At 71.9% G+C, this 26,437-nt stretch carries 20 protein-coding genes and 1 pseudogene; 5 read left to right on the top strand and 16 right to left on the bottom strand.

Annotation, left to right across the window (positions count from 1 at the left end; genetic code table 11):
- Positions 1–165: 165 nt before the first annotated feature.
- The 10 genes and pseudogenes from E6R62_RS13410 to E6R62_RS13455 form a co-directional block, all read right to left on the bottom strand.
- Positions 166–1,020 carry an immunity 49 family protein gene (locus tag E6R62_RS13410; RefSeq protein WP_136213607.1) on the bottom strand — a complete coding sequence of 285 codons (855 nt, stop codon included), beginning with the start codon at positions 1,018–1,020 and terminating at the stop codon, positions 166–168.
- Positions 1,017–3,821, bottom strand: coding sequence for a hypothetical protein (locus tag E6R62_RS13415; RefSeq protein ID WP_136213608.1), 2,805 nt, complete (start codon positions 3,819–3,821; stop codon positions 1,017–1,019). The genes E6R62_RS13410 and E6R62_RS13415 overlap by 4 nt, the downstream gene beginning before the upstream one ends.
- Entirely contained in the window at positions 3,818–4,258 is a 441-nt protein-coding gene (locus E6R62_RS13420) for a DUF6507 family protein (RefSeq protein WP_136213609.1), read from the bottom strand. The genes E6R62_RS13415 and E6R62_RS13420 overlap by 4 nt, the downstream gene beginning before the upstream one ends.
- Positions 4,259–4,291: 33 nt before the next feature.
- Positions 4,292–4,603, bottom strand: a complete 312-nt coding sequence (locus tag E6R62_RS13425) for a pore-forming ESAT-6 family protein (protein WP_136213610.1) — start codon at positions 4,601–4,603, stop codon at positions 4,292–4,294.
- 77 nt (positions 4,604–4,680) lie between these two features.
- The gene (locus E6R62_RS13430; protein ID WP_136213611.1) at positions 4,681–5,013 is read right to left on the bottom strand and encodes a hypothetical protein; all 333 of its coding nucleotides are present in this window, start codon (positions 5,011–5,013) and stop codon (positions 4,681–4,683) included.
- 118 nt (positions 5,014–5,131) lie between these two features.
- Positions 5,132–6,550: a DUF6177 family protein gene (locus E6R62_RS13435; protein ID WP_136213612.1), complete on the bottom strand. Its 1,419-nt coding sequence runs from the start codon at positions 6,548–6,550 to the stop codon at positions 5,132–5,134.
- Positions 6,551–6,620: 70 nt separating this feature from the next.
- A complete protein-coding gene (eccCa, locus tag E6R62_RS13440) occupies positions 6,621–10,595 on the bottom strand; it encodes a type VII secretion protein EccCa (protein ID WP_136213613.1) in 3,975 nt (1,324 codons plus the stop codon).
- 57 nt (positions 10,596–10,652) lie between these two features.
- Entirely contained in the window at positions 10,653–12,008 is a 1,356-nt protein-coding gene (locus tag E6R62_RS13445) for a MinD/ParA family protein (RefSeq protein ID WP_136213614.1), read from the bottom strand.
- 61 nt (positions 12,009–12,069) lie between these two features.
- Entirely contained in the window at positions 12,070–13,425 is a 1,356-nt protein-coding gene (gene eccD / locus E6R62_RS13450) for a type VII secretion integral membrane protein EccD (protein ID WP_136213615.1), read from the bottom strand.
- Between the two features lie 281 nt (positions 13,426–13,706).
- A pseudogene (locus tag E6R62_RS13455) lies at positions 13,707–13,949 on the bottom strand (hypothetical protein); the annotation flags it as partial.
- Positions 13,950–14,177: 228 nt separating this feature from the next.
- On the opposite strand from E6R62_RS13455, the gene E6R62_RS13460 reads away from it, so the two are divergent.
- Positions 14,178–15,026 (top strand): Bax inhibitor-1/YccA family protein, encoded by an 849-nt coding sequence (locus E6R62_RS13460; protein WP_136213616.1) that lies wholly within the window; start codon positions 14,178–14,180, stop codon positions 15,024–15,026.
- Positions 15,027–15,196: 170 nt separating this feature from the next.
- Here the strand turns inward: E6R62_RS13460 and E6R62_RS13465 are convergent, their stop codons facing one another.
- A complete protein-coding gene (locus tag E6R62_RS13465; protein ID WP_136213617.1) occupies positions 15,197–15,427 on the bottom strand; it encodes a DUF4287 domain-containing protein in 231 nt (76 codons plus the stop codon).
- Positions 15,428–15,525: 98 nt separating this feature from the next.
- Between E6R62_RS13465 and E6R62_RS13470 the strand changes: the two genes are divergently transcribed.
- Positions 15,526–15,894 (top strand): hypothetical protein, encoded by a 369-nt coding sequence (locus E6R62_RS13470; RefSeq protein WP_136213618.1) that lies wholly within the window; start codon positions 15,526–15,528, stop codon positions 15,892–15,894.
- On the opposite strand, the gene E6R62_RS13475 is transcribed toward E6R62_RS13470, so the two are convergent.
- The 3 genes from E6R62_RS13475 to E6R62_RS13485 all read right to left on the bottom strand — a co-directional run bounded on the left by E6R62_RS13475 (position 15,878) and on the right by E6R62_RS13485 (position 19,540).
- Positions 15,878–16,711, bottom strand: a complete 834-nt coding sequence (locus E6R62_RS13475) for a hypothetical protein (protein WP_206308720.1) — start codon at positions 16,709–16,711, stop codon at positions 15,878–15,880. The genes E6R62_RS13470 and E6R62_RS13475 overlap by 17 nt on opposite strands.
- Before the next feature lie 329 nt (positions 16,712–17,040).
- Positions 17,041–18,261, bottom strand: a complete 1,221-nt coding sequence (locus E6R62_RS13480; protein WP_136213620.1) for an acetyl-CoA C-acetyltransferase — start codon at positions 18,259–18,261, stop codon at positions 17,041–17,043.
- A gap of 190 nt (positions 18,262–18,451) precedes the next feature.
- Positions 18,452–19,540: an SGNH/GDSL hydrolase family protein gene (locus E6R62_RS13485; RefSeq protein WP_240801648.1), complete on the bottom strand. Its 1,089-nt coding sequence runs from the start codon at positions 19,538–19,540 to the stop codon at positions 18,452–18,454.
- Between the two features lie 130 nt (positions 19,541–19,670).
- Here E6R62_RS13485 and E6R62_RS13490 point away from each other — a divergent pair, with 130 nt between their 5' ends.
- Positions 19,671–21,056, top strand: a complete 1,386-nt coding sequence (locus tag E6R62_RS13490; protein WP_136213668.1) for a cystathionine beta-synthase — start codon at positions 19,671–19,673, stop codon at positions 21,054–21,056.
- 376 nt (positions 21,057–21,432) lie between these two features.
- On the opposite strand, the gene E6R62_RS13495 is transcribed toward E6R62_RS13490, so the two are convergent.
- Entirely contained in the window at positions 21,433–21,810 is a 378-nt protein-coding gene (locus tag E6R62_RS13495) for a hypothetical protein (protein ID WP_136213621.1), read from the bottom strand.
- Positions 21,811–21,956: 146 nt separating this feature from the next.
- Between E6R62_RS13495 and E6R62_RS13500 the strand changes: the two genes are divergently transcribed.
- Positions 21,957–22,799, top strand: coding sequence for a MurR/RpiR family transcriptional regulator (locus E6R62_RS13500; RefSeq protein ID WP_136213622.1), 843 nt, complete (start codon positions 21,957–21,959; stop codon positions 22,797–22,799).
- 402 nt (positions 22,800–23,201) lie between these two features.
- Here the strand turns inward: E6R62_RS13500 and E6R62_RS13505 are convergent, their stop codons facing one another.
- Entirely contained in the window at positions 23,202–24,626 is a 1,425-nt protein-coding gene (locus E6R62_RS13505) for a diaminopimelate decarboxylase (protein ID WP_136213623.1), read from the bottom strand.
- A gap of 104 nt (positions 24,627–24,730) precedes the next feature.
- On the opposite strand from E6R62_RS13505, the gene hutU reads away from it, so the two are divergent.
- The gene (hutU, locus tag E6R62_RS13510; RefSeq protein ID WP_136213624.1) at positions 24,731–26,416 is read left to right on the top strand and encodes a urocanate hydratase; all 1,686 of its coding nucleotides are present in this window, start codon (positions 24,731–24,733) and stop codon (positions 26,414–26,416) included.
- Positions 26,417–26,437: the final 21 nt, after the last annotated feature.

The raw sequence follows: 26,437 nt of genomic DNA on the forward strand, positions 1-26,437 counted from the left end.
CATCGCATCCGTCGGCTAGTCCTGGCGGGACACGCTCGTGACCACTGTGCCTCGCTCGGTCGGTCCGGGCCGCTTGCGGCCAGGCGGCCCTGCGCCTGGCACACGACGGTCAGGTGGGAGGCGGTGAACCGTGGAGCCCGCAAGCCGAGGCGTCCGGGCCGCCCGTCAGATCGGGAATTCGCCGAGCCACCCACGAGTCAGCAGGTGGTGCGGAAGGTAGCCCGATTCGACGTCGATGGGCATTCCGCCGTCGAACGCGTGGCAGGCGAGGGCCAAAGGCGCCAACGCGAGGTGCCCATCGGGCTTTTCGGCCCGCTTCTCGTCGGCCGTCCAGTATGCCTTGTGGAGTTCGAGTGCCTGGACGAGGAACTCGTTGAAGCCGGTGGGGTTGTTGGTGATCAGGAGGTAGAAGAGGTTGATGGGCGGGGCGAGTACGGTCTGGAGCAGGCTGGGTGGGGCGAGGGTGGCGACCTCGGGCTGCGACTTTTCGACGGCGAGGGTGAGCTTCTCCACCAGGTCGGGGCCTTGGAGCCAGTACGTCTGGAGGGCATCCACCCAGTGCTCGACGAAGGCGTCGTAGCCGCTGGATGCGATGCGGGCGAGCGGTACCTCGGCGAGCTGGGTAAGCCGCTGCCGATCGCGGCAGACCAAGGCGAGCCAGAACGTGGTCAGCCAGGTGCCCAGGTCGGCGTAGCTTGCCGGGCCTTCGGCGGGAAGCGTGCGCATCTGCCGGTTGATCCGGCATTCGACGGCTCCCTCGTCGGCGCACACGGTAGCGAAGATGGCCGACCCCAACTGGAGCGTGTTGACCACGGCTTCCCAGGTCTCCAGATTAGCCGCCCGCGGATCGACGGTGCAGCGGGCACCGAGATGCAGAAGCGCGTCGTTGAAGACCGTGGAGAGCGAATCCGGATATGCCTCCAGCTCGTCGATGTCCTGAGCCAGATTATTTCCGAGGTACTCCGCCCACTCCTCTTCCGTGGCGCCGGACGTAAAATGACGGGTCACGATCACGGTCACGGAAGAGTCCCCTTGGAAATGTCGAAGCGCCGATGGTGGTATCCATTGTACGCGTACGCGTTACGGTCGCCCTTGATGACGATGTAGTCCAGATCTCCCTTCTTCAACGCCACCTTCAGCGCTCGCGCGAGGTCTCGTTCGCTCTTGATCGTCTTACCTCGATCCTCCATTTCGCGGATGATGTCGAGGAAGTATTCCCTTGATCCCTGAGAGACCCTGCGTCCGTTGGGGAGATTCCGCCCTCCGAGCCTCGTGTCTACACTGCTTTTTGCCTCGACCACTACATATTTGCCATCCGGTCGACGCCACACCTGGTCAAACTGGTCGTTGCCGTTCTTGGGTCCGTGCAGGGTCTGTTTCACCGACCCGGGGTGGTGCTCCGCTATGTAGTGGTGCTCGGCCACGAATTCGCCGTAGCTCTCGGTCACCTTGACCATCTGCGTGTGGGATTCTTTGTACGCGCCACGGCTCTCCGACCAGAGGCCAAGTGATTCATCCGTCCCGTGGACCTTGTGGTGGGCTTCCGCGTCCTTCTTGAGCGAATCGGCGAGCTTGTCCCACTCGATCGTGAAGTAGCGGTTCCGGGTCGCTTCCTTGAGCTTTTCCAGGCGGGACGCGTCCGACACCGTGTTCGCACCCTCGTGGATGAGCGCGGAATCGATGTAGTGCGGCTTCGGAGGCTCGGGAGCGTCCTTCGCCTGCATCCAGGGGGAGCCTTCGTCCACCCTGGTGAGCTGCGGCGGGGTGAAGTTGCTCTCGTCCCTGAATTCGAGTTTCTTTCGGTTTCCGTTGTTCTTGTAGTACTCGTCGAAATATCCGGGTTCCTCGTTGGCCCGGTACACCTGGATCTCCCTGATCTGCTCCTCTGAGAGGTGCCCGGGGGGACCGTAGGGGTTGTCGCCGTGCAACATGAATTCCGGGCGCTTGACCGGCTGGTGGGGTGCCGTAGCCCCACCGGCTGCCGCATTGTCGCCCGCATGCGCCGCGCCCGGGGCGTCGGGGAGGTGGTGGCCGCCTGTGCCCGGGGTGTCCGGGAGGTGGGGGCCGCCCGTGGACGGGCCGTCGGGGTGGGCGCCGCCGGTGCTCGGGCTGTCCGGGTGGTGGCCGGCCGTGGACGGGCTGTCGGGGTGGCCGCCGATGGAGGGGGTGTCGCCGCCCGGGTGGGGGGTTCCAGGGGTGGTGTTGAGGTCGTTGCGCGGCATGCCGTCCGGGGCGTGGCCGCCCGGGGTGTGGTCGCCCGCGTGGCCGGTCGGGGTGTGGTCGCCCACGTGGACGGGGTCGGAGATGTCGGAGCCGAGGCGGATGGCGTTGTCGGCGTTGTGGGCGCCGACACCGACCAGGACGGGGGCTTCCACCTTCGGGGCGTGGGCCGTGGTCGCGCCGGGTTCGACCTTGGCGTCCTCGGCGCGCTGGAAGAGGCTGCCGTCTTCCTTGTAGAGGTTGCCCTCGTGGTCGATGTACTTCGCGGGGCTGTCGTCGAAGGGCAGCTTGACGGTGCCCGGCGGCAGGGTGGCGGTGCCCTCGGGGAGTTTGATGGTGTCGTCGGGGAGCTTGATCGCGCCCTCGGGCACGGCCGTGCCCGACGGGAGGTGAATCGTTCCGTCAGGCAGCATCGACGCCCCGTCGGGCAGCGCGAACGCGCCCTCGGAGATCTTCGGGATCTCGATCTTGCCGATGCCCTTGAGACCGGCCATCACGTCGCCGATCTTCGACAGGCCGGCCCCCGCGCCCTTGAACACGTACGTCATCGGGTCGATGGCCCGCCCGGCCTTGCCCGCGAAGGACAGCGCCTTCGCCGCGATGCCCGCCTTGCCCGCGCCCGAGGCCGCCGCGCCCGCGCCGTCGGTGAAGATCGCGGTGACCACGTTGAAGGTGACCGCGCCGGCCGCCCGCGAGGGGTTCTCGCTCCACTGGTCCCACGCCAGCATGGCCTTGCCCGTCTCCTTCATCGCGGTACGCGAATCACGGAGCCAGGACGGCAGGTACTTGCCCGGCATCGTCATGTACACCGAACCGACGCCCGGGATGATGGCGATGGACACACCGGTGGCCAGCTTCGCCAGACCCGTCCACGCCTGCTTCGTGGCGTCCCAGCCGTCGAAACCGACGAGGGTGCCCAGGCCCTTGATGGTGCCCCACACGCCGTCGACGATGACGCCCTTGCCGAAGTCGTAGGCGTGCTCCCACACCTGCCACCACGGCACCGACTCCTCCACCGCGTCGCCCCACGGCAGCGACTTGGAGTGCTTGAGCGCCTCCGCGTCATAGCCGTACATGTTCGCGCCGTGCGAACCGTCGTCGACCTTCAACGGCGTCCCGCACACCAACGCCACGATCTTGTCGTACGCGGTGCGCTCCGCGGCCTGGAACTGCGACCACACCTCGGCGATGTCGTTGCGCCGGTCGAGGTTCTCCTCGACCAGGTCGCCGTCCTCGTTCCACTTGTGGTCGCCGGAGACCTTCGACTGGAACGAAGCCGCCTCCCCCTTGAGCGTCTCCAACTTCTTCACCAGCGGCCGGATCTCGTTCGCGTACGAACCGAGCGCACCGGCGATCGTGCACATGTCACCGCTGAAGGACATCGTGATGTCCACGACCGGCTTCGTCACCGCGAACAACTGCTCGGCCTCGGGCGCCTTGTAGTACGCCGACAGACCGCCGAACGTGGTGTGCACCGAGGAGCCGGCGTTCGCCAGCGCCCCGCCGTCCCCCGACAGCGCCTTCACCTTCTCGTCCAGCACCGCGAGCTCACCGGTGAACACCGGCACCTCGGCGGGATCGACCGGATTGTTGTTGCTCACTTGCCGCCCCCCGTGGCGTCCCGCAGCTCGTCCAACCGCACGTTCTTCGCCGCGTCCTGGGCGTGCTTGGCCGCGTCCAGGTCACCCTCGATGTACTCGTTCGTCGCCTTCGCCGCACCCAGCACCGCGGCCTGGATCCGGTCCACCATCGCCTTCACGTCCGGCTGACGCTTCTCCAGGTACTGCGACAACGCCGCACCCACCGGACCCATCGTCCCCCGGTGCGCCAACGGCACCTGCCCCGTCGCCACCGGACCCTGCCGCGCCGCGTTCGGCACCGTCGCCGCCGAGCCGGGCACCGCCGTACCCGCCGCGTACGCGGCCTCCGACATGTGACCCATCAGCGCGTTCAGCGCCTTCTCCAGATCACCCGCCCGCTCCCCGGTGAGCTTCAGCTGAGACTGCACACCCTGCGGCTTGATGTCCCACGACGTCATGCTTCCCCCGTAAAACCGTCCGGCCCGACCGGCTCAGCCGATGTTGTCGACCGCGGCCTTCGCCCGCGCGATCGTCTGCGCCGCCGTCGCGTCGTTCTTCTCCAACGTCGACTTCAGCAACCGGATGATGTTCTTCACCTCTTGCGAGGCGTTCTTCCACCGCAGTTCCTTGCCGTGGTACTCATCCGCCACGCCATCGGCCGCGAAGTCCGACATCGCCGCCTTCACCTGCGCGTCCCGCGCCGCGATCACCTGCTCCAACTGCCCGATCACGACCTGGATGTTGCCCTGCGCCTCGGTCGACGCCCCCGTGTCATACGAACGACGGTCCGTGCCACCGGCCATCACACATCACACTCCCCGTGTGGTTGAGAAAACTTCCGAAGATCAGCGATCGGCGATCGGCGATCGCCGATCAGTGGTCAGCGGCCGGCGAAACGGGCCGCGTCGAAGTTCGCCGCGGACATCTGCTGCCGCGCGTTGTCACCCTGCTCGTGGTCACCGGTCCCGAAGGCCTGCTCCATACCCGACTGACCACCCAAGATCGCCGACAGTGCGGCGTTCAACTCCTTCGTGATCCCGTCCGAGTGCTCCTTGAACGAGTCGAACGCGACCTTGCCCTGACCGTTGAACTTGCCCTCCAACGGATGCGCCGCCGCGATCAACTGCCGGATCAACGTGCCCAGATCCGTACTCGACGTCCGCGATCCCGACATCAGGTTCGTCAGAACCTGCGTCCCCATGTCGAACTTCATCCCACACCCCCGTCACGATAGAACGACCATCAGTATGGCCAATTCTCTCAACATACGTCGCTCTTGCAACCTGCAATCTGCCGGTTGTGACCAAAGCCGAACATCTCAACGAGGCCCTTCAGGCGCCCTTCAGATGCCGCATCAGCAGCTCGAAGTCCTGCCAAACCGCCAGGTCCGAGGGGTCCCCGGGCAGCGGGTAGTACAGCGCGGGCCGGGTCTTGGGGCCCAGCGGCACGGGTCGTTCGGCCAAGGGCGTGTTGCGGGCCCGGTCGCCGGGCATGGCGCGGACCTCCTCCGCCCCGAGGACGAAGGCCACCGGCACGCCCGGCCCCTCGAAGCGGGGCGGAACCGCCAGGTCGCGGCGGGCTTTGCGGAGCTGTACGAGCATCGACTGGAGGTGGTGACGGGTGGCGAGCACCTCCGCGGTCCTCGTCAGCGCGTCCAAGGGGGGCTCCTCGCCCGCGCCGTAGCCGAACGCGAGGGTGACCTCCTCCTCGACGCCCGCCTTCGTGCGGCGCACCCGTACGGTGGCGAGGCCGGGGCGCTCGGGGGAACCGACCACCACGAACCAGGTCGGCTCCGGCGCCCGCGCGTAGGCGACGTCGGTCAGTCGGGCCGGGGACCACGGCAGGTTCGCCGGCTCGGCCGTGCCCCACCCGGCCGGCGGCCCGCCCGTCAGCTCCCGCCACACCGCCTCCAGGGCGCCCCCCAGGACGAGCCGTTCGTCGGCGGGGTGGACCGCGCGGAAGGTGACGGCCAACTGCCGCTCGGCGGTCTCCGCGGCCTCCCGGAACGCGGCGGCCACGGGGGTGCGCGGGTCCTCGGGCGTCGCGTCGAGCGCCTCGACCGGGGCGAAGAGCCCGGCCTGCCAGCGCAGGACGGCCCCCGTGAGGCCGTCGTAGTAGCCGTCCCGCTCGTCCTGCACCACCCAGCGCGAGGGCCAACCGCTCAGGTTCTCCCGGACGGCGGGGGAGAGGGTGGTGCCCGGCGGGGTGACGATCTGCAGACCCAGCTCGGCTTCGGCGGCGGCCCGGAAGGCGTCCGAGAGCCAGGCGGTCATGGCCACCACGGGGCGGTCCTGGATCACGACGGCCACCCGGTCGGTGAGCACGTCGACGGCGGCCTGCGCGGCGGCCGGCTCCGACGCCACGCTCACTCCCTCGGTCCGCACCACGGCCAGCGAGCGCCCCGGCTCGCGCGGCCAGGAGGAGCCGCCGGCCAGGGCGGCCAGTCGGGCCGCGAAGGTGCCCGCGAGCCGGGCGGCGTCCGCGACGCCGGTGGTCGCGCGGGCCTCCGTCCACCAGAACGGGACCGGCGGCGCGGTGGCTCCGAGCAGCCGCTCGGCCTCGCCCTCCACCTGGACGAGCAGCGGCGCCTCGATGGAGACCAGCGGGCGGCCCTCCTCGTCGCACAGTTGCACGACGGCCCCCTCGGCCGCCGCGTTCACGAGCTTGTCGGGTCCCCCGGAGAGGAGTCCGGCGAGCACGGTCCACGGGTCGGGCATCCGCTCGGTGAGGGCGACGACGTCCTTCGTCATGTGCTGGTCAGGTCCTTCGGTCGGGAGGCGGGAGGCGGACGCGATGAGTGACGCGTGGGCGCGAGGGCGCTCACCCGGGGGTGTAGACGGTCTGGATCAGGCGGCTCGACTGGCCCCGGCGGACCAGCACCCCCCGCCCTGCGGGCTGCTGGGAGGCGTACACCCCGGGCAGCAACTGGCCCTCGCTGCGGTCGCCCGCCATGACCAGGGCGGAGGCGCCCGACTCGCGCAGCCCCTGCACCAAGGGCTCGTACATGCCGCGCGAGGCGCCGGCGACCCGGCGGGTGAGGACGAAGTGCAGGCCGATGTCGGCGGCCGAGGGCACGTACGGCAGGAACGGCGCCAGCGGGGACTGTCCGGCAGTCGTCAGCACGTCGTAGTCGTCGACGAGTACGACGATCCGCGGCCCGCCGCCCCAACTGCCCGGCTCCAGCTCCTCCAGGGGCACGCTGTCGTCGGGCATCCGCCGCTCAAGCTCGGTGGCGATGCCGGCCGAAAGCCCCGCGCACAGCTTGGCGTTGTAGGCGTACCCGCCGTTGAACTCCTCCGGGACCACCCCGCGCAGACCGCGCCGGGGGTCCATGATGGCGAAGACCAGCTCCTCCTCGCCGTAGCGTTCGACGAGCCCGCCGGCGATGGTCTTGAGCAGGTTCGTCTTCCCGCACTCGCTGTCGCCCAGGACCAGCAGGTGCTGGTCGTGGCGGAACAGGTCGATCAGGACCGGCGCCAGCGCCGTCTGGTCCAGCCCGATCGGCACCCGCTTCGGCTCGGCCGCCGGGCCGGGCAGCAGGTGCGGCTCCAGGACGTGCGGCAGCACCCGTACCGGCTGGGCGGTCTCCCCGCTCCACGTGGCGCGCACCGTACGGGCGGTGCGCTCCAGCACCGAGCCCAGCTCCGAGGCGTCGGCGAGCCCGTCCGTCCGGGGCAACGCGACCTGGGCGAAGAGCTTGCCGTCGGTCAGCACGCGGCCGGGTTCGTCGGGCGAGAGGGTCTCGGCCAGCTTGCGGTCGACGCTGGACTCGCTGGGGTCGTTGAGCCGCAGCTCGACCCGCGTGCCGAAGTTCGACTGGGTGGCGATCCGTACGTCGTTCCAGCGCAACATGCCGGCGACCACGTGGATGCCGTAGCCGCTGCCGCGCTTGAGGATGTCCACGACGGCGTCGTCCAGGCTCTCGAAGTCGTCGCGCAGCGCGCCGAATCCGTCGATGACCAGGATGATCTCGGCGGAGGCGAGCTGCGGCAGCCGGCCCGCCGCGTGCAGCGAGCGCAACTGCTCGACTGAGTCGATGCCGTGCTCGCGGAAGAGGTCCTCGCGCATGGCGAGCATCGTGCGTACTTCCTCGACGGTCCGCGCCGCCCGCTCGCGGTCCGCCCGGCCCGCGATCCCGCCGACGTGCGGCAGCCCGGCCAGGGCCTGGAGGCCGCCGCCGACCAGGTCCAGACCGTAGACGCCGACCTCCTGCGGGGTGTGGGTCAGCGCGAGCGACAGGACCAGGGTGCGCAGCAGGGTGGTCTTGCCGGATTGCGGTCCGCCGATGACGGCGGCGTGGCCGCCCGCGACCGTGAGGTCGAGGAACCACTCGCCCTGCCACTGCTTCGTCGGGTCGTCGAGCACGCCGAGCGGCACCATCAGCCTGCCCCGCCGCTTGGCGAGCTGTATCCCGCGCGGGCCCACGTCGAGCGGGCCCGCGACGGTGTCCAGCGCGACCGCGCCGGGCAGCGGGGGGAGCCAGATCCGGCGTACCGGTGCGGCGGCCCGCTCCAGTTGGCCGACCACGACGCCCAGTTCGGTCGGGCCGGTCTCCCGGCGCCGGGTGGTCTGTTCCTGCGCCTGCGCGTTCTCCGGCTCGGCCAGGGTGTTGAACGCCTCGTACGGCAGGGCGAGGGGACCGGAGTCCTGCTCGTCGGCGCGCTCGACGGGGCCGCGGTAGGCGCCGGAGACGTAGCTGGCCTTGAAGCGTTCGTAGTGGCTGGTGTCCACCTTGAGGTAGCCGAAGCCGGGCAGCGGCGGCAGGTGGAAGGCGTCCGTGGTGTCCAGGACCGTACGGGACTCGTCGGCGGAGAACGTGCGCAGGCCCAGCCGGTACGACAGGTAGGTGTCCAGGCCCTTGAGCTTGCCGCCCTCGATGCGCTGGCTGGACAGCAGCAGGTGTACGCCGATGGAGCGGCCGATCCGGCCGATGGACAGGAACAGGTCGATGAAGTCGGGTTTCGCGGTGAGGAGTTCGCCGAACTCGTCGATGACCACGAACAGGTGCGGCAGCGGGTCCAGATCGGGACGCCGGTCGGCGCGCAGCGCGTTGTAGTCGCCGATGTCGGCGATGTTGCCCGCGTCCTTGAGGACCTGCTGGCGACGCTTGACCTCGCCCGCGAGCGAGGCGTGGACGCGCTCGACCAGACCGGCCTGGTTCTCCAGGTTGGTGATGACACCGGCGACGTGCGGCAGGCCGGCGAACGGCGCGAAGGTCGCACCGCCCTTGTAGTCGACGAGGACGAGGGCGAGGTCCTCCGGCGGATGCGTGGCCACCAGCGCGAGGACGAGGGTGCGCAGCAGCTCCGACTTCCCGGAGCCGGTCGCGCCGACGCACAGGCCGTGCGGCCCCATGCCCAGCTCGGACGACTCCTTCAGGTCGAGCAGCACCGGCTCGTGGGAGTCGCTGATGCCGATGGGCACGCGCAGGAAGGCCCGCTCGCCGCGGGGCGCCCACATGCCGGGGACGTCGAGGTGGGCCACGTCCTCGATGCCGAGCAGGCCGGCGAAGTCCACGGGGCCCGACAGGGGGGCGTCGATCAGCGACTCGGCGGACAGGCGCAGCGGCGCGAGCATCCGGGCCAGCCCCTCGGCGAAGGGAACCCCGACCTCGTCCACCGTGCCGTGGGCGCTGACGGGAGCCTCCTCGCGCAGGTCCTCGATGAGGACGCGGTCACCCTCGACGGTGATACGTACCCCGACGTGGCCGGGCTCCTGGATGCGCTGGTCGAGGAGGTGCAGGACGGTGACGCCCATCTCGCGCAGCCCGACGGCGTCGTCGGGACGCGGGAGTTCGACGGCGTCCTCCCCGTGCCCGTCGGCGACGACGAGCAGCCGGGAGGTCATGGACAGGGCGTCCTTGCCGGACAGTCCCCGGCGTACCTCGGCGGCGTAGGAGGCGCGGCGGCGCAGTTCGGGGCCGAGCAGGCGGGCGAGCTGCGTCGTGGACGGCGCGATCCGGCGGGCGGCGACAGGGCCGTCGAGCTGCTCGGTGTCCAGCAGGTGCGGAAGCCACTTGGCCCACTCCCAGTCCGCGAGCCGGTCACCGGGCACCGCCAGGGCGATGGCCACGTCGTCCGGGGCGTGGGTGGCGGCGGCCTGCACCATCAGCGCTCGGGCCACGCGCAGGCCGTCCTCGCGCGGTCCGATCACGGAGACGTTCCCGACCCGGTCCAGGGGCACGGTCAGCGGGAGTTCGGTGCCGGTGCGGAAACGGGCGGTCAGCGCCGAGGCCTCGTTGAGCATGAAGCGGTCGGGCGGGGTGAGGACGGTGGACCCCTGATCGGCGATCCGCAGGTCGCGGACCGGCATCTCGCCGGTCCCGACGCGCACGCGCAGGAAGTCACCGTCGACGCGGCGGCGCTCCCACAGCCGGGCCGGGTCGCGCACGATGTCGTACAGGGCGCTCGGCGGCGGGTTGAGCACGCCCGCGTGCTCCGCCCGAAGGCGCTCCTCGGCGGCGAGCTCCTCCCGCAGGTCCTCCAGATAGGCGAGGTACGCCTCCCGCTGGGTGCGGCGCGTGCGCTGGGCCTTGCCGCGCTGCGAGAAGACGAGGCCGACCGAGCCGATGACGGTGACGACGAGGATGAGGGCGCCGAGCGCCGCGAACTGGCTGTTGCGGACGACCGTCATCATCACGACCGACGACATCACGCCGGCCACGGGCAGCAGCGACATCGCGATGTTGCCCGCCTTGCCCTCGGGGAGGTTGGGCGGTGCCTCGATGGTGCGGGCCTCGGAGGCGGCCGGGGGCCTGACCGTCCTGGCGGGGCGGTGGATCAGTCGCGTGCTCATCTTCGTCGTCCGTCGTCCGTCGTCGTCGTGGTCGTCCGTCGTCGGCCGTCTCGGCCGTCAGTGGCGCTTCTGGGAGAGCTGGAACGCGTCCGCGGCGATCCGGGTGGCGGCCGTCCTCGTGGCCCGGGCGAGCAGATCGGTACGGATGGGGCCGCCGTCCGCCAGGTGGCGGTCGTGCGGCAGTACGTGGACGCTCGCCCCGGTGGTGCGCAGTGTCCGCACCGCCTCGTCCACGTCGATGCCCGCCTGCGCGGCCTGTTCCGTCAGGACGACGACCGTGCCGGCGATCACGTATGGGGGCAGGCCCTGCATCCACTGGAGCACCGCGTACGTGCTGGCGACGCCGTCCAAGGTCGCGGGCGTGGTCAGGACCCGGGCCTGGGAGGCGGAGAGCGCGACGCGGGCGACCTCGGCGGGCAGCGTCTCGCAGTCGACGACCGTCACGCCGAAGTAGCGGCGCAGGGCGACCATGGCCCGTTCGTAGGAGCGGGTGTCGAGCATGGCGCCGATCTGGCCCTGGCTGCCCGGCAGCAGCCAGGCGTTGTCGCGGAGCTGGACGAGGTAGCCGGTGACGTCGAGCAGCGACATCTGCGGCTCGATGATGTCGGCGACGTCACCGGTGGTCCAGCGCAGGGAGTCGGCGCCGAGCCGGATGGGCAGCGAGCCGAGGGCCGGGTCGGCCTCGACCAAGAGCACCGGGTCTTGGCGGTAGTGCGCGAACGTCGTGCCCAGCAGGGCGGCGACCGTGGACTTGCCCGCGCCGCCGCGGATGGAGGTGACGGCTATCTGGCGGCCGGTCGTCACCGGCTGCTGGAGCAGCTCGGCGGTGCCGGAGGCTTCGGCGACCTCGCGGGCGACGGACGAGGAAACGGTTCGCCAGAGCGCGCCGGCGGCACGGGCCAGGAAGGGCTCACCGTTACGGGGCTTGCGGCGGGCGCCGACCAGACCGGGGTCGACCGCGGGCCGGGAGTCGAGGGCGCGCGCCGGGCGGGGCCCGGCGTCGGCGGGGTGGCCCTGGGGAGGGTACGGGGCTTGGTGCTGCGGGGCCTGGTGTTGCGGCGCGGGGGTCCGGGGCGCGGCGGTCTGCGGGGCCGGGACGTACGGTGCCGGAGCCTGGGCGGGCCGGCCCTGGGCGGGCGGCGTCGGGGTGGCCGGCGTCTGGTACGGGTACCCGTACGCGCCGTCCCCGGCGCCCGTGACGGGCTGCTGCTGGTGGGGGCCGGCCGCGGGCACCGGCCGCGCGGGGTCGTGGCCGTCGGGCGCCGGGAACTCCCCGCCGGGCCCCGGCCCCTGGGCGGGGGTCACGCCCTGCGGGTCGGGCCCGACCGGCCCCTGTCCCTCGGGCAACGGCTGCCCCCCGGCGCCCCTCAGGTCGCGAAGGACATCGCCCTGCCAGTTGTCTCCGCTCGGCATCCCTGCCCCTACCCCTCTTGTACCGACCTGCCGCCCCGCCCGGAGCCGCCTGCGAGTTGACTCAGAACTTGTCGAGCAGCTGCCCGTAGACGCCGAACACCCCGACGGCCAACGGGAACAGCCCCACCACGCCGACGGATTCGACGAAGTCGGCCGTACGCCGCAGCCGCACCTGCACGTGCTCGGGCGGCTGCACGGCGAGCCCGAGCAGCGGCAGCAGCGCGGCCACGCACAGCACGACCAGCGCCCCGGTGCCGCCGCCGTGACCGATCCACAGCAGCACGAGGCGTACGAGGAGGACGGCCGCCGCGGCGAGCAGCGCCACCACCTCCGCGACCAGCGGGAACGCCCGCGCCCGCGACAGCAGCACCACGGCGACGAGCGACGGCAGCAACACGGTCCACACGTTCGGCTCCGCGGCCAGCGTGAGCAACCAGCCCGCGGCGGCGGCCGAGACGGCGGTCGCGATCGTCGCGAGGGCGAGGCCGCGGTGCGTGGCGGCGAGGGCGTTGCCCACCTGGTGGCGGCTTACGGAGGCGCCGCCGGAGCGCGTGTCGTCAAGCGCCGTCAGTCCCGAAGCCATCAGCGCGAGCCGCGGCAGCAGCCCGAGCAGCATCACGGAGAACAGGGCCATGACCGTACCGAGGCGCGCGGGTTCGTCCTGGACGGCGGCGACCGCCTCCCACACGAGCGTGATCCCGGCGACCGCGCCGGCGCCGATGAGTCCGCCGCGGCCGAGCGGGGAGAAGTAGCCGAGCATCACGAGCGTCACGACCAGCGCGCCCGCGACGGCGGCGAGCCGCAGGACCCACGGCCAGTGGTGGGCGTCGGCGGCGGTCCACGCCGTCAGCACGCCGAGGCCCCCGGAGGCGAAGAGAAGCGCGGTGGCCAGGCCCCGGTTGCCCTGCCCGAGTCGTGCGCCGACCGCGCCGGCGGCCAGCAGGACGAGAGTGACGACCAGCAGGGCGCCGGCCAGGGTGTCGAGGGCGACCTCGCGCCGGGCCAGCAGGGCGGCGGTCATCGTGAAGAGCACCGTCGCGACCCCGGCGCTGCCCCGCCGGGCGGCGGGACGCCAGCGCCAGGCCCGCAGGTCGAGGTCGTCGGCCACCAGGTCGGTCACGTCATGGACGACGGGAGCGGGCGGCGCGGAGTGGATCCTGACGAGGCGCAGGACGGCGCCGTCGGCTATGCCGGCCGAGGCCAGCGTGCTGTCCTGCGGGAGCGCCGAGCCGTCCGAGGTCAGCAACTGGCGCGTCATCGGCCGCGATGCCGCCCGGTCGTCGAGCAACTGGAGTATGTCCGGGAGCAACTGCCCGATCGGCGTATCGGAGGGCAGGACCATGTCGGCCCGGCGTCGCTCGCCGACCAGGGTCACCCGGGACAGCTGTGCTCGGGAAGTCGTTGCTGTGCTCACCACTTGCAGGAACCTACCATCGCGGTGTCGCGGGCCTTCGGGGACGAGATCTCGGCGAGGTGCCGGTGGGATGTCTACGAGTGGGATGTCTGCGAGCCGCCCGGCTGGGGCGACTTCGACACCGGCGTGGACGGTGCCTTGGACGGCTTCGGGGATTTCGACGGGTGCCCCGTCGCGGCCGGGGTCGGGCCCTTCGACGGGCCCGGGCCGGCGGCCTTCGACGCGGCCGGCGCGAGCGACGGGTCGGGCTGCTTCGGCGGCTGCCCGAACTGTTGCATCTGGCTCTGCTGTTGCTGCTGTTGTTTCTGCTGCTCTGCCTTCTGCTTCGCCAGCGTCGCCTGGATGAAGGACCAGCCGACGCACCCCGCGCAGAGGACGGCCGCGATCGCGATGCCGGCGAACAGCTTCCCGAGCCGTTCGTCCGCCGTGCGCCGCGCCCGCTGCGCGCCGAACAGCAGCGCGTCACGCATCCTGCGCCGGCGTACCGCCACCGACTCCAGCAGCTGACTGTCGTAGTCCCGTGCCATGTGCCGCCCGCCGCCTCCCCCCGTGTTTTGCCTGTGCAACATAAAGCATTTATCAGCTTTGAACACAGCGTGGCGGCTCGTCCGCGCGCCGCGCTGACACCGTCACGACATCTCCCGCGCGGTTCGCCTCGCCTTCTCCTAAGATCCTCCTCCAGCAGTAGGGTGGTTTCTTTGCGAACGCATTACTCTTGAGGCGACGGCCGCGTCCCGCGGCCACGGAGGAGTGAGATGAGGAGCAGTAACCCGGTCTTCTCGCGACGGGGGTTCAGCCGCGACACCGGCGGCTACGCGGGCTTTGACGCGCAGCAGGCCGGGACCGCGACCAACCCGTACGCGACGAACCCCTACGCGGCGGACCCCGTCACCGGGATGCCGCAGGCGCCGGCGCGCGGCCATGTGATGACCATGGACGACGTGGTGAGCCGTACGGCCATGACGCTCGGCACCGTGGTGCTGACGGCGGTCATCTCCTGGATCGCGCTGCCCGTCGACCCGGCCAACATCAACAAGTCGTACGGCATCGCCATCGGCGCCGCGCTCATCGCGATGGTGCTGGCGCTCGTCCAGTCGTTCAAGCGCAAGCCCGTCCCCGGGCTGATCCTGGGCTACGCGGCCTTCGAGGGCGTGTTCCTCGGCGTCATCAGCTCGGCCACCAGCACCTACTTCGGTGGGGGCGTGGTCATCCAGGCCGTGCTGGGCACGATGTGCGTCTTCGCCGCCGTGCTCTTCGCGTACAAGATGCGCTGGATCCGTGTCACGCGCCGTTTCACCGGCTTCGTGATGGCCGCCGCCATGGGCTTCATGCTGCTCATGGTCGTGAACCTGCTGTTCTCCCTGTTCGGCGGCGGCGACGGCCTCGGCTTCCGCAGCGGCGGTCTGGGCATCCTGTTCGGCGTCGTCGGCGTGATCCTCGGCGCGTGTTTCCTCGCCATGGACTTCAAGCAGGTCGAGGACGGCATCGCGTACGGCGCCCCGCGCGAGGAGTCCTGGCTGGCGGCCTTCGGCCTCACCCTGACCCTGGTGTGGATCTACCTGGAGCTGCTGCGGCTGTTCCAGATCCTCTCCGGTGACGACTAGGTCGTCGGGCCCGGCCGGCAGGTGTCAGGCCGGCAGGTCCGGCGTGGGGAAGGCCCCGCGAGCGATTGCGCTCGCGGGGCCTTCCCGCGTCCTGGAGCGGTACGGATCGGGGTAGGTCGGGGGACTCGGCCGGTCGGGGGACCTCGTGCGGTGCGGACGGGGGCAGGGGCTCAGCCGAGTCTGCGGGCGGCCCTGCGGAGGTCGTACTCGTGGATGATCGCCTTGGCCTGGCCGTACGAGAGATCGTGCGCGCCGCGCAGCCAGCTGACCTTCTCCTCGAACCGGACGAGGGAGGGGCCGTCGTCCACGGTGCGCAGCCAGTCGGACACTTCACGACCGGTGGTCAGGGGAATTCTGTCGATCATGTTGCGGTGTGTCTGCTCCGAGAACTCTACGGACATGGGCGCCTCCGGAGGTATCGCCTTGTTCTCTTCACGACACCGTGCCTCAGCGTTCGCCCGTTGGCAATGCCGCCGGGACGGCGCGTAAGGTCGGCCGGGTGCTTGATACTTCGCCCCTGACCGCCGCCGTCGAACGTTTCGCCGACCGGCTGAGGTCCGCTCCGCAGAGCCGGCTCCAGCGCGGCGCCGCCGCCGAGGCACTGGAACTGGCCCGCGAGCTCGCGGTGCGGGCCCAGCGGCTGGAGGACGCGGCCCGGGACCCGAAGGGGGCGGCTCCGGCGCGCGTCGTGCCGGACGCGGGCGTCTTCGTCGTCGGCGACCAGGTCGCGGTGACCGGTCAGGACCTCGCCGAGGCACTGCGCGCGGCGGCCGCGACGGCCGCACAGGACGGCGGAACGGCCCCGTCCGCCATGCTGGACGAGGCCGTGCGACTGGTGGAGCAGGCGGAACTCAGAGCGATGCGATGACGCGGTCCGCGAGGATGTAGACGTTGCTCTCCGGGTCCTCGGCGTCACCGCAGGAGAAGGTCAGGGCGTACGCGCCGGAGATCCCCGAGCCGCCGAGCAGCACCGGGGCGGTACCCGAGCGCAGGGCCTGCGCCAGGCGCTCCGCCGTCTCCCGGTGGCCCGGGGTCATACACAGCGTCGTGCCGTCGGTGAAGACGTACACGTCCAGGGTGCCCAGCGGGCCGGGGCGGACGTCCGCGAGGGCCGTACGGGCCTCCGCGAGCTCTTCCAGGCGGCTGACGGTGCGCTCGTGGTCCACGCCCGGGTGCGGGGCCTGGACGGGTACGAAATCGGGGTGCGAGGGATGGCGCCTGCGGGCGGCGGCCAGCTCGGCCGAGTCCTCCGGGTAGTCGTCCAGCAGGTCCTCGCCGAGGACCGGCTCCAGACCCACGAGGTCGGCCTGCCGGGGCAGGAACACCGGGCTGTCCTCGCCGAGACCGGGCAGACCGCCCAGCAGCGAGCCCGGGGCCTCCCCGGCGAAGCTGGGAGAGGCGTCGGCGGCGTCGCGGGCCTCCTGCGCGGCCCAGAAGGCCCGCGCTTCGGCCAGCTCCCGCTCCCGCTCCTCCGCGAGGGCTTCGGCGACGGCGGCTCGTATCTCGGCGGCGGGGGACTCCACGGCGCTGCGGGCGTGCGGGACGGCCGCGCCGCGCGGGTGGGCCGGCATCGCCAGCTCGCCGCGCAGGGCCGTGACCTGCTTACGCAGTCCGTGTACGGCGTGCAGCGCAGCGGCGCCCACGGCCGTGGCAGCGGCCGTGGTCAGCAGCAGGGCAAGAGACATGGCGCTCACTGACTAACTCCTGGTTGATTCGATCCCCCGACTTCCTACATCAGCTTGACGTGTGCTGGGAATGGCATGCAGTGCATTACGTCATGAATTGGACAGGTCGTTGGTCCCTCGCTGCCCTCACGCGCTTCCCTGACCTGCGCAAATGCCGATCCCCCAGGACATAGGTCACATCCTGGGGGAGATTCGGTCACAGCTCGGCCGCGACGGGGTTGGAACCGACTACGGAGAGTCGGCGCGGCCGGCGCCCCGTCGGGGCCGCGCCACCGCTGCGGGCAGGTGCGCCCCTCGTTCCTCGGGGCGCCCCTACCCTCCGCTACGGCTCAGCTCAGCCGCTCGATGACCATGGCCATGCCCTGGCCGCCGCCCACGCACATCGTTTCGAGGCCGAACTGCTTGTCGTGGAACTGGAGGCTGTTGATCAGGGTGCCGGTGATGCGCGCACCGGTCATCCCGAACGGGTGACCGACGGCGATGGCCCCGCCGTTGACGTTCAGCTTCTCCAGCGGGATCTCCAGGTCCCGGTAGGACGGGATCACCTGGGCGGCGAACGCCTCGTTGATCTCGAAGAGGTCGATGTCGCCGACCGTCAGGCCGGCCCGCTTCAGGGCCTGCTTGGAGGCCTCGACCGGGCCCAGGCCCATGATCTCGGGGGAGAGGCCGGTCACGCCGGTGGAGACGATCCGGGCCAGCGGGGTCAGGCCCAGCTCCCGCGCCTTCGTGTCGCTCATGATGACCAGCGCGGCGGCGCCGTCGTTCAGCGGGCAGCAGTTGCCCGCCGTGACCAGGCCGTCGGGGCGGAAGACGGGCTTGAGGCCCTGGACGCCCTCCAGGGTGACGCCGGCGCGCGGGCCGTCGTCGGTGGAGACGACGGTGCCGTCGGGGGTGGTGACCGGGGTGATCTCGCGGGCCCAGAACCCGTTCTTGATGGCTTCCTCGGCCAGGTTCTGCGAGCGGACGCCGAACTCGTCCATGTCCTGGCGGGTCACGCCCTTGAGCCGGGCCAGGTTCTCGGCGGTCTGCCCCATCGCGATGTAGGCGTCCGGGATCAGGCCGTCCTCGCGGGGGTCGTGCCAGGACGCGCCCTCGCTCTGCGCCACCGCGGCCGTACGGGCCTCGGCGTCGGCGAAGAGCGGGTTGTGGGTGTCGGGCAGGCCGTCGGAGGAGCCCTTCACCGAGCGGGAGACCATCTCGACGCCCGCCGAGATGAAGACGTCGCCCTCGCCCGCCTTGATGGCGTGCAGGGCCATGCGGGAGGTCTGGAGGGACGAGGAACAGTAACGGGTGATCGTGCAGCCCGGCAGGTGGTCCATGCCCATCTGTACGGCCACGATCCGGCCCAGGTTGTGGCCCTGCTCGCCGCCCGGCAGGCCGCAGCCCAGCATCAGGTCGTCGATGTCGCGCGGGTCCAGCTCGGGGACCTTGGCGAGGGCGGCCTGGATGATCGTCGCGGTCAGGTCGTCCGGGCGGATGTCCTTGAGGGACCCCTTGAAGGCGCGCCCGATGGGCGAGCGGGCGGTGGAAACGATGACTGCTTCGGGCATCGGGGCTCCAAGGGGGTGCGTTGCGGCTCGTACCGGACCAGCATGTGAAGTTACCGGCCCGTACCGTCGAGGTCACCGGCCTCGCGGTGTGATGAGGACCGCACCCGGGCGGCGGGCCGAGGCGCCGGACGCCGGCCGTGCCTGCGGTGACCCACGGTAATCCGCCGCCGGACGGGCCGGGCCGCCGCCGTCAGGGACCGGGTACCGGGGCGTCCGAACTCTCGGCGTTCCCGGCGCTCTCGCCCGTCTCGCCCGTCTCGCCCGTCTCGTCCGCGTCGTGCGCCTCGAACGGCCGGCCGATCGGCTCGGACTCCGGCACCCGACGGCGCCGCCGGTGCTTGAGCAGGGCCCACGGCCCGCGGGCCGGGGTGACCTCGGTGCCCGCCTCGCCGGCCGCGGCGGAGGCGGCCTTCGCCACCGGCAGCAGGTCCTCGTCCCGGGACACGTCGAGGCGGTCCGATCCGGGCCACAGTCCGAGTGTCGCGCACAGGGTCGGCAGGACCGCCATGGCGGCCGTCGCGTACCCCTCGGCGGACGGGTGGTAGGAGTCCGGGCCGAACATCTCGCGGGGATTCGCCGCGAACTCGGGCCCCAGCAGGTCGCCCATCGAGACCGTACGGGCCCCCAGCGCCACCACGCCGATCGTCTGGGCCGCCGCCAACTGGCGCGAGACCCGCCGGGCCAGCATCCGCAGCGGCTGGTAGACCGGTTCGATCGTGCCGAGGTCCGGGCACGTGCCGACGACGACCTCGGAGCCCGCGAGCCGCAGCCTGCGCACCGCCGAGGTGAGCAGCCGGACCGACTGGGTGGGCGGCATGCGGCGGGTCACGTCGTTCGCGCCGATCATGATCACGCAGACGTCCGGCGCCGGGGCGTCCCCGTCCAGCAGCAGGCCCACCTGGCGGTCGAGGTCGTCCGACATCGCCCCCGAAAGGGCTACGTTGCGCAGCTCGACCGGCCGCTCGGCCACCGCCGCCAAGCCGGAGGCGAGCAGGGCGCCCGGCGTCTGCCGCGCCCGCCGGACCCCGAGGCCGGCCGCCGTGGAATCGCCGAGCATGCCCAACCGCAGGAGACCGGGACTAAGCTCGGGACCACCGAACTCGCTCCCGTAGACCCCGTCGGCGCGGGGCGGATCGGGCAGGCCGGTGCCCACCGTGCGCTTGGCGAACTGGACCTCCGCCAGCACCAGTCCCACCGCGGCGACGCCGAGCAGCCCGAGGCCGCCTCCGCCGTACGCCGCGCCCGCCGCGATCCGGCGGGCCGTCCTCGCCCTGGACACCCTCGGGCACCTCGCTTTCCTGCTGCCCCGATGACCTTCCTGCCCCGTAGAGCCGGTCCGTCAATCCCTTAGCGCATACTCTGGCCGGACCTCCCGGAGAACCCGTGGAGTCCCCTCCTTGGAGAACATGGTGCAATTCCACGACTCGATGATCAGCCTCGTCGGCAACACCCCGCTGGTGAAGCTCAACCGTGTGACCGAAGGCCTGCAGGCCACCGTCCTTGCGAAGGTCGAGTACTTCAATCCCGGTGGATCCGTGAAGGACCGGATCGCCGTCCGGATGATCGAGGCCGCCGAGCAGAGCGGTGCCCTCAAGCCCGGCGGCACCATCGTGGAGCCGACCAGTGGCAACACCGGCGTAGGACTCGCCATCGTGGCCCAGCAGAAGGGCTACAAGTGCATCTTCGTCTGCCCTGACAAGGTGTCCCTGGACAAGATCAACGTGCTGCGCGCGTACGGCGCCGACGTGGTCGTCTGCCCGACCGCCGTCGATCCCGAGCACCCGGACTCGTACTACAACGTCTCGGACCGCCTCGTGCGCGAGACGCCCGGCGCCTGGAAGCCCGACCAGTACAGCAACCCGAACAACCCCCGTTCGCACTACGAGACCACCGGTCCCGAGCTGTGGGAGCAGACGGACGGGAAGATCACCCACTTCGTGGCGGGCGTCGGTACCGGCGGCACGATCTCCGGCACCGGCAACTACCTCAAGGAGGTGTCCGGCGGCAAGGTCAAGGTCATCGGCGCCGACCCCGAGGGCTCCGTCTACTCGGGCGGCTCCGGCCGCCCGTACCTGGTCGAGGGCGTCGGCGAGGACTTCTGGCCGACCGCCTACGACCGCAACGTCACGGACGAGATCATCGCGGTGTCCGACAAGGACTCCTTCCAGATGACGCGTCGCCTCGCGAAGGAAGAGGGCCTGCTGGTCGGTGGCTCCTGCGGCATGGCGGTCGTCGCCGCGCTCAAGGCCGCCGAGGGCCTGGGTCCGGACGACGTGGTCGTCGTGCTGCTGCCCGACAGCGGTCGCGGCTACATGAGCAAGATCTTCAGCGACGAGTGGATGGCGGGTCACGGCTTCCTGGAGGAGGCCGGACCGTCGGCGCGCATCGGTGACGTGCTCGGGGACAAGGAGGGCGCCATGCCGTCCCTGGTCCACATGCACCCCGAGGAGACCGTCGGCGAGGCCATCGACGTGCTCCGTGAGTACGGCGTCTCGCAGATGCCGATCGTCAAGCCGGGCGCCGGTCACCCGGACGTGATGGCGGCCGAGGTCATCGGTTCCGTCGTCGAGAAGGAGCTGCTGGCGGCGCTGTTCGCGCAGCGGGCCTCGCTGGGCGACCCGCTGGAGAAGCACATGAGCCCGCCGCTGCCGCAGGTCGGCTCCGGCGAGCCGGTCGCCGAGCTGATGGCGGTGCTGGGCGAGGCCGACGCGGCGATCGTGCTGGTCGAGGGCAAGCCGACGGGTGTCGTCAGCCGCCAGGACCTGCTCGCCTTCCTGGCGAAGTCGGGCAAGTAGCCCGACCGGCCCGGGTCCGTCGGCCGTGTGGTCGGCGGCCGGGCGACGGGTCGACCCGCGCTCTCGTCGGCCTGTCGCCCGATCGGTACGGGCCCGACACGTGACGGCAGCACCGGCTTAACACGGCTCCGGCACAGTGGTGGTTGTCGGCGGGGAGCGGCGCAGGCCCCGACCGGCACCACGGAACGGCGTTGGCGTACTTCCGGAGCGGCTCCCGGACCGCGTGAACGCCACGGACGCGGACGGCCCTGACCCGGCCCGTGTCCTGCGCGGGGACCGCCGTCGTCCCGCCCCCCGGGCAACCGGGGGTGCGGCGGTCCCCGCGCCCGTCCGTCGGTGCTCCGCCCGTTTCTGTTTCTGCTCCGCCGGTGTCGGCTCAGGCCGGGCGGTCGCCGGGGTGGCGGCGCGGGAGGCGCTTGGCGGCGTGGGCGAAGTTCACCGCGACGATCCCGGCCCAGGAGACCAGCAGTCCCGTGAGGTGCGCCTGGGCCGCGGCGATGGCCGTCAGGGGGACCGCCAGCACCAGCGTGACGATGGCGAAGCCGAACCGCTCGCCGAAGTTCCCGTCGTCCGCCGAGTGCCCGGGACGCTCACCGCGGGCCGTCGCCAGCCGTTCCTCCGCCAGTCGGCGTCTGACCTGCGTGTGGATCGTGTCGACGAACGAGTCCACCAGTGCGGGCTCGTACTCCGGACCCAGCTCCCTGCGCGCGCCCAACGTGGCGTCGAGTTCCTTCTTCAGCTCCTGGCGCTCCATGCGCCCACCGTAGGAACCCGCGGCCGCCCGGACACTGGGGCTAACCCCCGTCTCGCGCAGCGATCCGCGGCTTGCCGTCCTGCATAACCACATGCAGAGTGCTCGGTGACTGAATATTCACCGGTATCGGGGACGGAGGGGACGGGATGAGCGACAGCCCGGCCGCGAGGCTGCAGAAGCTGTTCGAGGGGCACCGGTTGACGCCGACCCAGCGGCGGATCGCGCACTGCATGGTGCGGGGCGCCGCGGAAGTGCCCTTCCTGTCGAGCGTGGAGCTCGCGGAACTGGCCGGGGTCAGCCAGCCGTCCGTGACGCGCTTCGCGGTGGCGCTCGGCTTCGACGGATACCCGGCGCTCCGGCGCCACCTGCGCGAGGTGGCGCCGGCCGAGCGGCCGGAGGGCGGGCGGCAGGACCCGTACAACGAGTACCAGCAGGCCGTCCAGGGGGAGATCGAGAACCTGCGCCGGCTCTCGGCCATGCTCGCCGATCCCGCACCCGTCCAGGAGGCGGGTCGGCTGCTGGCCGGGTCCCGCCCGCTGCCGGTGCTGGGGTTGCGCGCGGCGTCCTCGCAGGCGCGGGGCTTCGCGTACTTCGCCGCCAAGGTCCATCCCGACGTCCGGCTGCTCGACGAGGGCGGCTCGATGCTCGCCGACCGGATCGACGCGGCGGTGGCGGCCGGCGCCTCGGCGCTGCTGTGCTTCGCGCTGCCCCGGCACCCGCGGGAGGTCGTGGAGGCCCTGGACCACGGGCGGGCGGCCGGGCTGACGGTGGTGACCGTCGCCGACTCCGCCTTCGCCCCGGTGGCGCGCCACTCGGACCTGTTGATCCCGGCGCCGGTGGGCACGGGGCTGGCCTTCGACACGGCGTGCGCGCCGATGCTGTTGGGCCGGGTCCTGCTGGAGGCCATGGCCGACGCCCTGCCCGACGCGCAGTCCCGCCTTGAGGCCTTCGACGCCCGCGCGGCGTCCCGCGGCCTGTTCGTGGAGTGACGCGGGCGGGCGCGGGCGCATCAGGCCCCGCCGGTGCGCGAGGCGGGGGGCCCGGCGCGGAGCCCCGGTGAGCGCTGCCCGGGCGCCTGTGGCCGACCGCGCACACCGGGACGGGACGACGGGCCGCCGGCGATCGCCGCACTGCGGCTGACGTGGGTCGGCGTCGAACCGCCCACCCTCTGTCGACGGCTTGCCGCCGACCGACGCCCGACAAGCCGGCGGCAGGCCGCCGAACCGGTGCCGACTGCCGTCCCGGGCGCCCCCTCGGCGCGCTCCGCGCCGAGGGGGCCGGAGCCGCGGCAGCCGTCGGACGGGACAGATCGCCACGGGCTGCACCCGTCCCGGTGTGCGCGGCCGGCCACGGGCGGGGTGAGGGGCCGCCGGCGCGGCGGCGCGCGACCGCTACCGGAGCGCGTCCCGGAGGTCGCCGCCCGCCTCGGCGACGATCGAGGCCGGTGACTGCGCCGGGCGGGCCAGGGCGAAGCGGACCTCGCCCGCGGCGGTCACCGTGAAGCCGTGGATCGCCGGCCGCGGGAGGCTGTTGTAGCCGTAGTGGGCGGTGAAGAAGTAGGCGCCGGTGTCGGGGACGCCGATCAGGTCCCCCGCCGAGAGCTCCGGAAGCTCCCGCGCCGTCGCCAGCAGGTCGCCGGCGAAGCACGCCGGGCCCGCGATGTCCTGGGGGAGAGGGGGGCCGGTCAGCGGGGAGCCGTTCGGGTCGTACGGGAGGATGCGCAAGGGCCAGGACGCCGGCGCGTACACCGTGCGCGTGGCCAACTGCACGCCCGCGTGGGTCACCGCGATGCGGCGCCCGCCGGTCGCCTTCGCGTACTCGACCCGCGCGAGGATCAGTCCGTGCTTGGCGAGCAGGGACCGCCCGAACTCGGTGACCAGGCCGTAGCCGCCGTCGAACAGGGCCGGGACGGCCTCCCGCAGGGCCGCCACGTACTGCGCGTACGTCGGGGTGGCCGCGTCGGAGGCGAAGTTCACCGGGAGGCCGCCGCCGATGTCGAGGGTGTCGACCTGGCGGCGTCCGGCCGCCGCGTTGATCTCCTCCGCCAGGGCGTGCAGTTCCCGTACGCCCTGCGCGATCAGCGCCAACGGCACGCCCTGCGAACCGGAGTGGGCGTGCAACCGGGTCAGCCACGGCCGGTCCAGATAGGCCTCCACGAGCCACGCCCGGGCTCCCGGATCGCGCAGCGGGACCCCGAACTTGGAGGTGGCGGTCGCCGTCGAGAGGGCGTCGATCGTGCCGGCGCCGGTCTGCGGGTTGACCCGTACGCCGACCGGCGAGCGGGACGGGCCCGCCGACACCAGGGCGTCCACCCGCTCCAGCTCCTGCCGGTTGTCGACGTTGACGGCGATCCCGAGGGCGAGGGCCTCGCGCAGCTCCGCCGGCGTCTTGGCGGGGGAGTCCAGGACGGTGTCCGCGGGCGCCACCCCGGCCGCCCGGGCCAGTGCCAGCTCCCCGGGGCTCGCCACCTCGCAGCCGATCCCTTCGTCCGCGAGCAGCCGCAGCACCGGGACCAGCGGGGCGGCCTTGACCGCGAAGGCGTGCAGGACGGGGGTGCCCGGCGCGAGCGCCGAGGCGAAGGCGCCGGTCAGGGCCCGGGCGGAGGCGCGGATGCCCGCGGTGTCCAGGAGGCAGACCAGTGGCTCGCCCGACTCCGCCCCGCCCACCAGTCCCTGCGCGACGGCCGCCCTGACGGCAAGGTCCCGTCGGCGGGCGGCGGCCCGCCCTTCCTCGTCGGTCGCCGGGCCCGATGGTCCGGCCGATTTCCCGGCCGCTGCCCGGCCCGCCGTCCCGTCCGCTGTCCTGTCGGAAGCCATGTCCGCCATCCCATCATCCGGCGCGATGGCCCGCAGCTGTTGACTGGATCTATTCATGCAGCGAGGATGTGAATGGATTGACCAACATCGGAGGAGGCACCGCCATGTCAGGACCCCGCCCCGTACGTGCCGCGCGAGGTACCGAGCTCAGCGCCCTGGGATGGCAGCAGGAAGCCGCCCTGCGCATGCTCCAGAACAACCTCGACCCCGAGGTCGCCGAGCACCCGGACAAGCTCGTCGTCTACGGCGGCACCGGCAAGGCCGCCCGCGACTGGCGCTCGTACGACGCGATGGTCCGCACCCTGCGCACGCTGAAGCAGGACGAGACGATGCTCGTCCAGTCCGGCCGCCCGGTCGGCGTGATGCAGACCCACGAGTGGGCGCCGCGCGTCCTGCTCGCCAACTCCAACCTGGTCGGCGACTGGGCCAACTGGGAGGAGTTCCGCCGCCTGGAGCACCTCGGCCTGACCATGTACGGCCAGATGACCGCCGGCTCCTGGATCTACATCGGCACCCAGGGCATCCTCCAGGGCACCTACGAGACCTTCGCCGCCGTCGCCGCCAAGCTGCATTCGATCGGTAAGGGAGGGGTCGGCGGCACCCTCGCCGGCACCATCACCCTCACCGCCGGCCTCGGCGGCATGGGCGGCGCCCAGCCGCTCGCGGTGACGATGAACGACGGCGTCGCGATCTGCATCGACGTCGACCCGCGCGCCATCGAGCGCCGCATCGAGCACCGCTACCTGGACGTGAAGGCCGACAACCTGCGGCACGCGCTCCAGCTCGCGGTCGAGGCGCGCGACGCCCGCAAGCCGCTCTCCATCGGCCTGCTCGGCAACGCGGCGGACCTGCTCCCGCAGATGCTCGCCGAGGGCGCCCCGATCGACATCGTCACGGACCAGACCTCCGCCCACGACCCGCTCGCCTACCTGCCGACCGGCGTCGCCTTCGACGACATGGCCGACTACGCGGCCAAGGACCCGGCGGGCTTCACCACCCGCGCCCGCGAGTCCATGGCCAAGCACGTCGAGGCCATGGTCGGCTTCATGGACGCCGGCGCCGAGGTCTTCGACTACGGCAACTCCATCCGCGGCGAGGCCCGGCTGGCCGGCTACGAACGCGCCTTCGCCTTCCCCGGCTTCGTCCCCGCCTACATCCGGCCGCTGTTCTGCGAAGGCAAGGGCCCCTTCCGCTGGGCGGCGCTGTCCGGCGAGGCCTCGGACATCCACAAGACCGACAAGGCGATGCTCGAACTCTTCCCCGAGAACGAGTCCCTTCACCGCTGGATCAAGATGGCCGGCGAGCGCGTCCACTTCCAGGGCCTGCCCGCGCGGATCTGCTGGCTCGGTTACGGCGAGCGCGACAAGGCCGGCGAGCGCTTCAACGACATGGTCGCCTCCGGCGAACTCGCGGCCCCGCTCGCCATCGGCCGCGACCACCTCGACTGCGGTTCCGTCGCCTCCCCGTACCGCGAGACCGAGGCCATGCTCGACGGCTCCGACGCGATCGCCGACTGGCCGCTGCTCAACGCCATGGTCAACGTCGCCTCCGGCGCGTCCTGGGTCTCCATCCACCACGGCGGCGGCGTCGGCATGGGCCGCTCGATCCACGCGGGCCAGGTCTCGGTCGCCGACGGCACCAAGCTCGCCGGCGAGAAGATCCGCCGCGTCCTGACAAACGACCCGGGCATGGGCGTCATCCGCCACGTCGACGCCGGCTACGACATCGCCGAGACGGTGGCGGACGAGCGCGGCGTGCGCGTCCCGATGCGCGAGGGCGACGACGCGTGACCTCGCACACCCCCGACCACG

The organism is Streptomyces sp. A1136, assembly GCF_004795055.1.
In the GTDB taxonomy this organism is placed as follows: domain Bacteria; phylum Actinomycetota; class Actinomycetes; order Streptomycetales; family Streptomycetaceae; genus Streptomyces.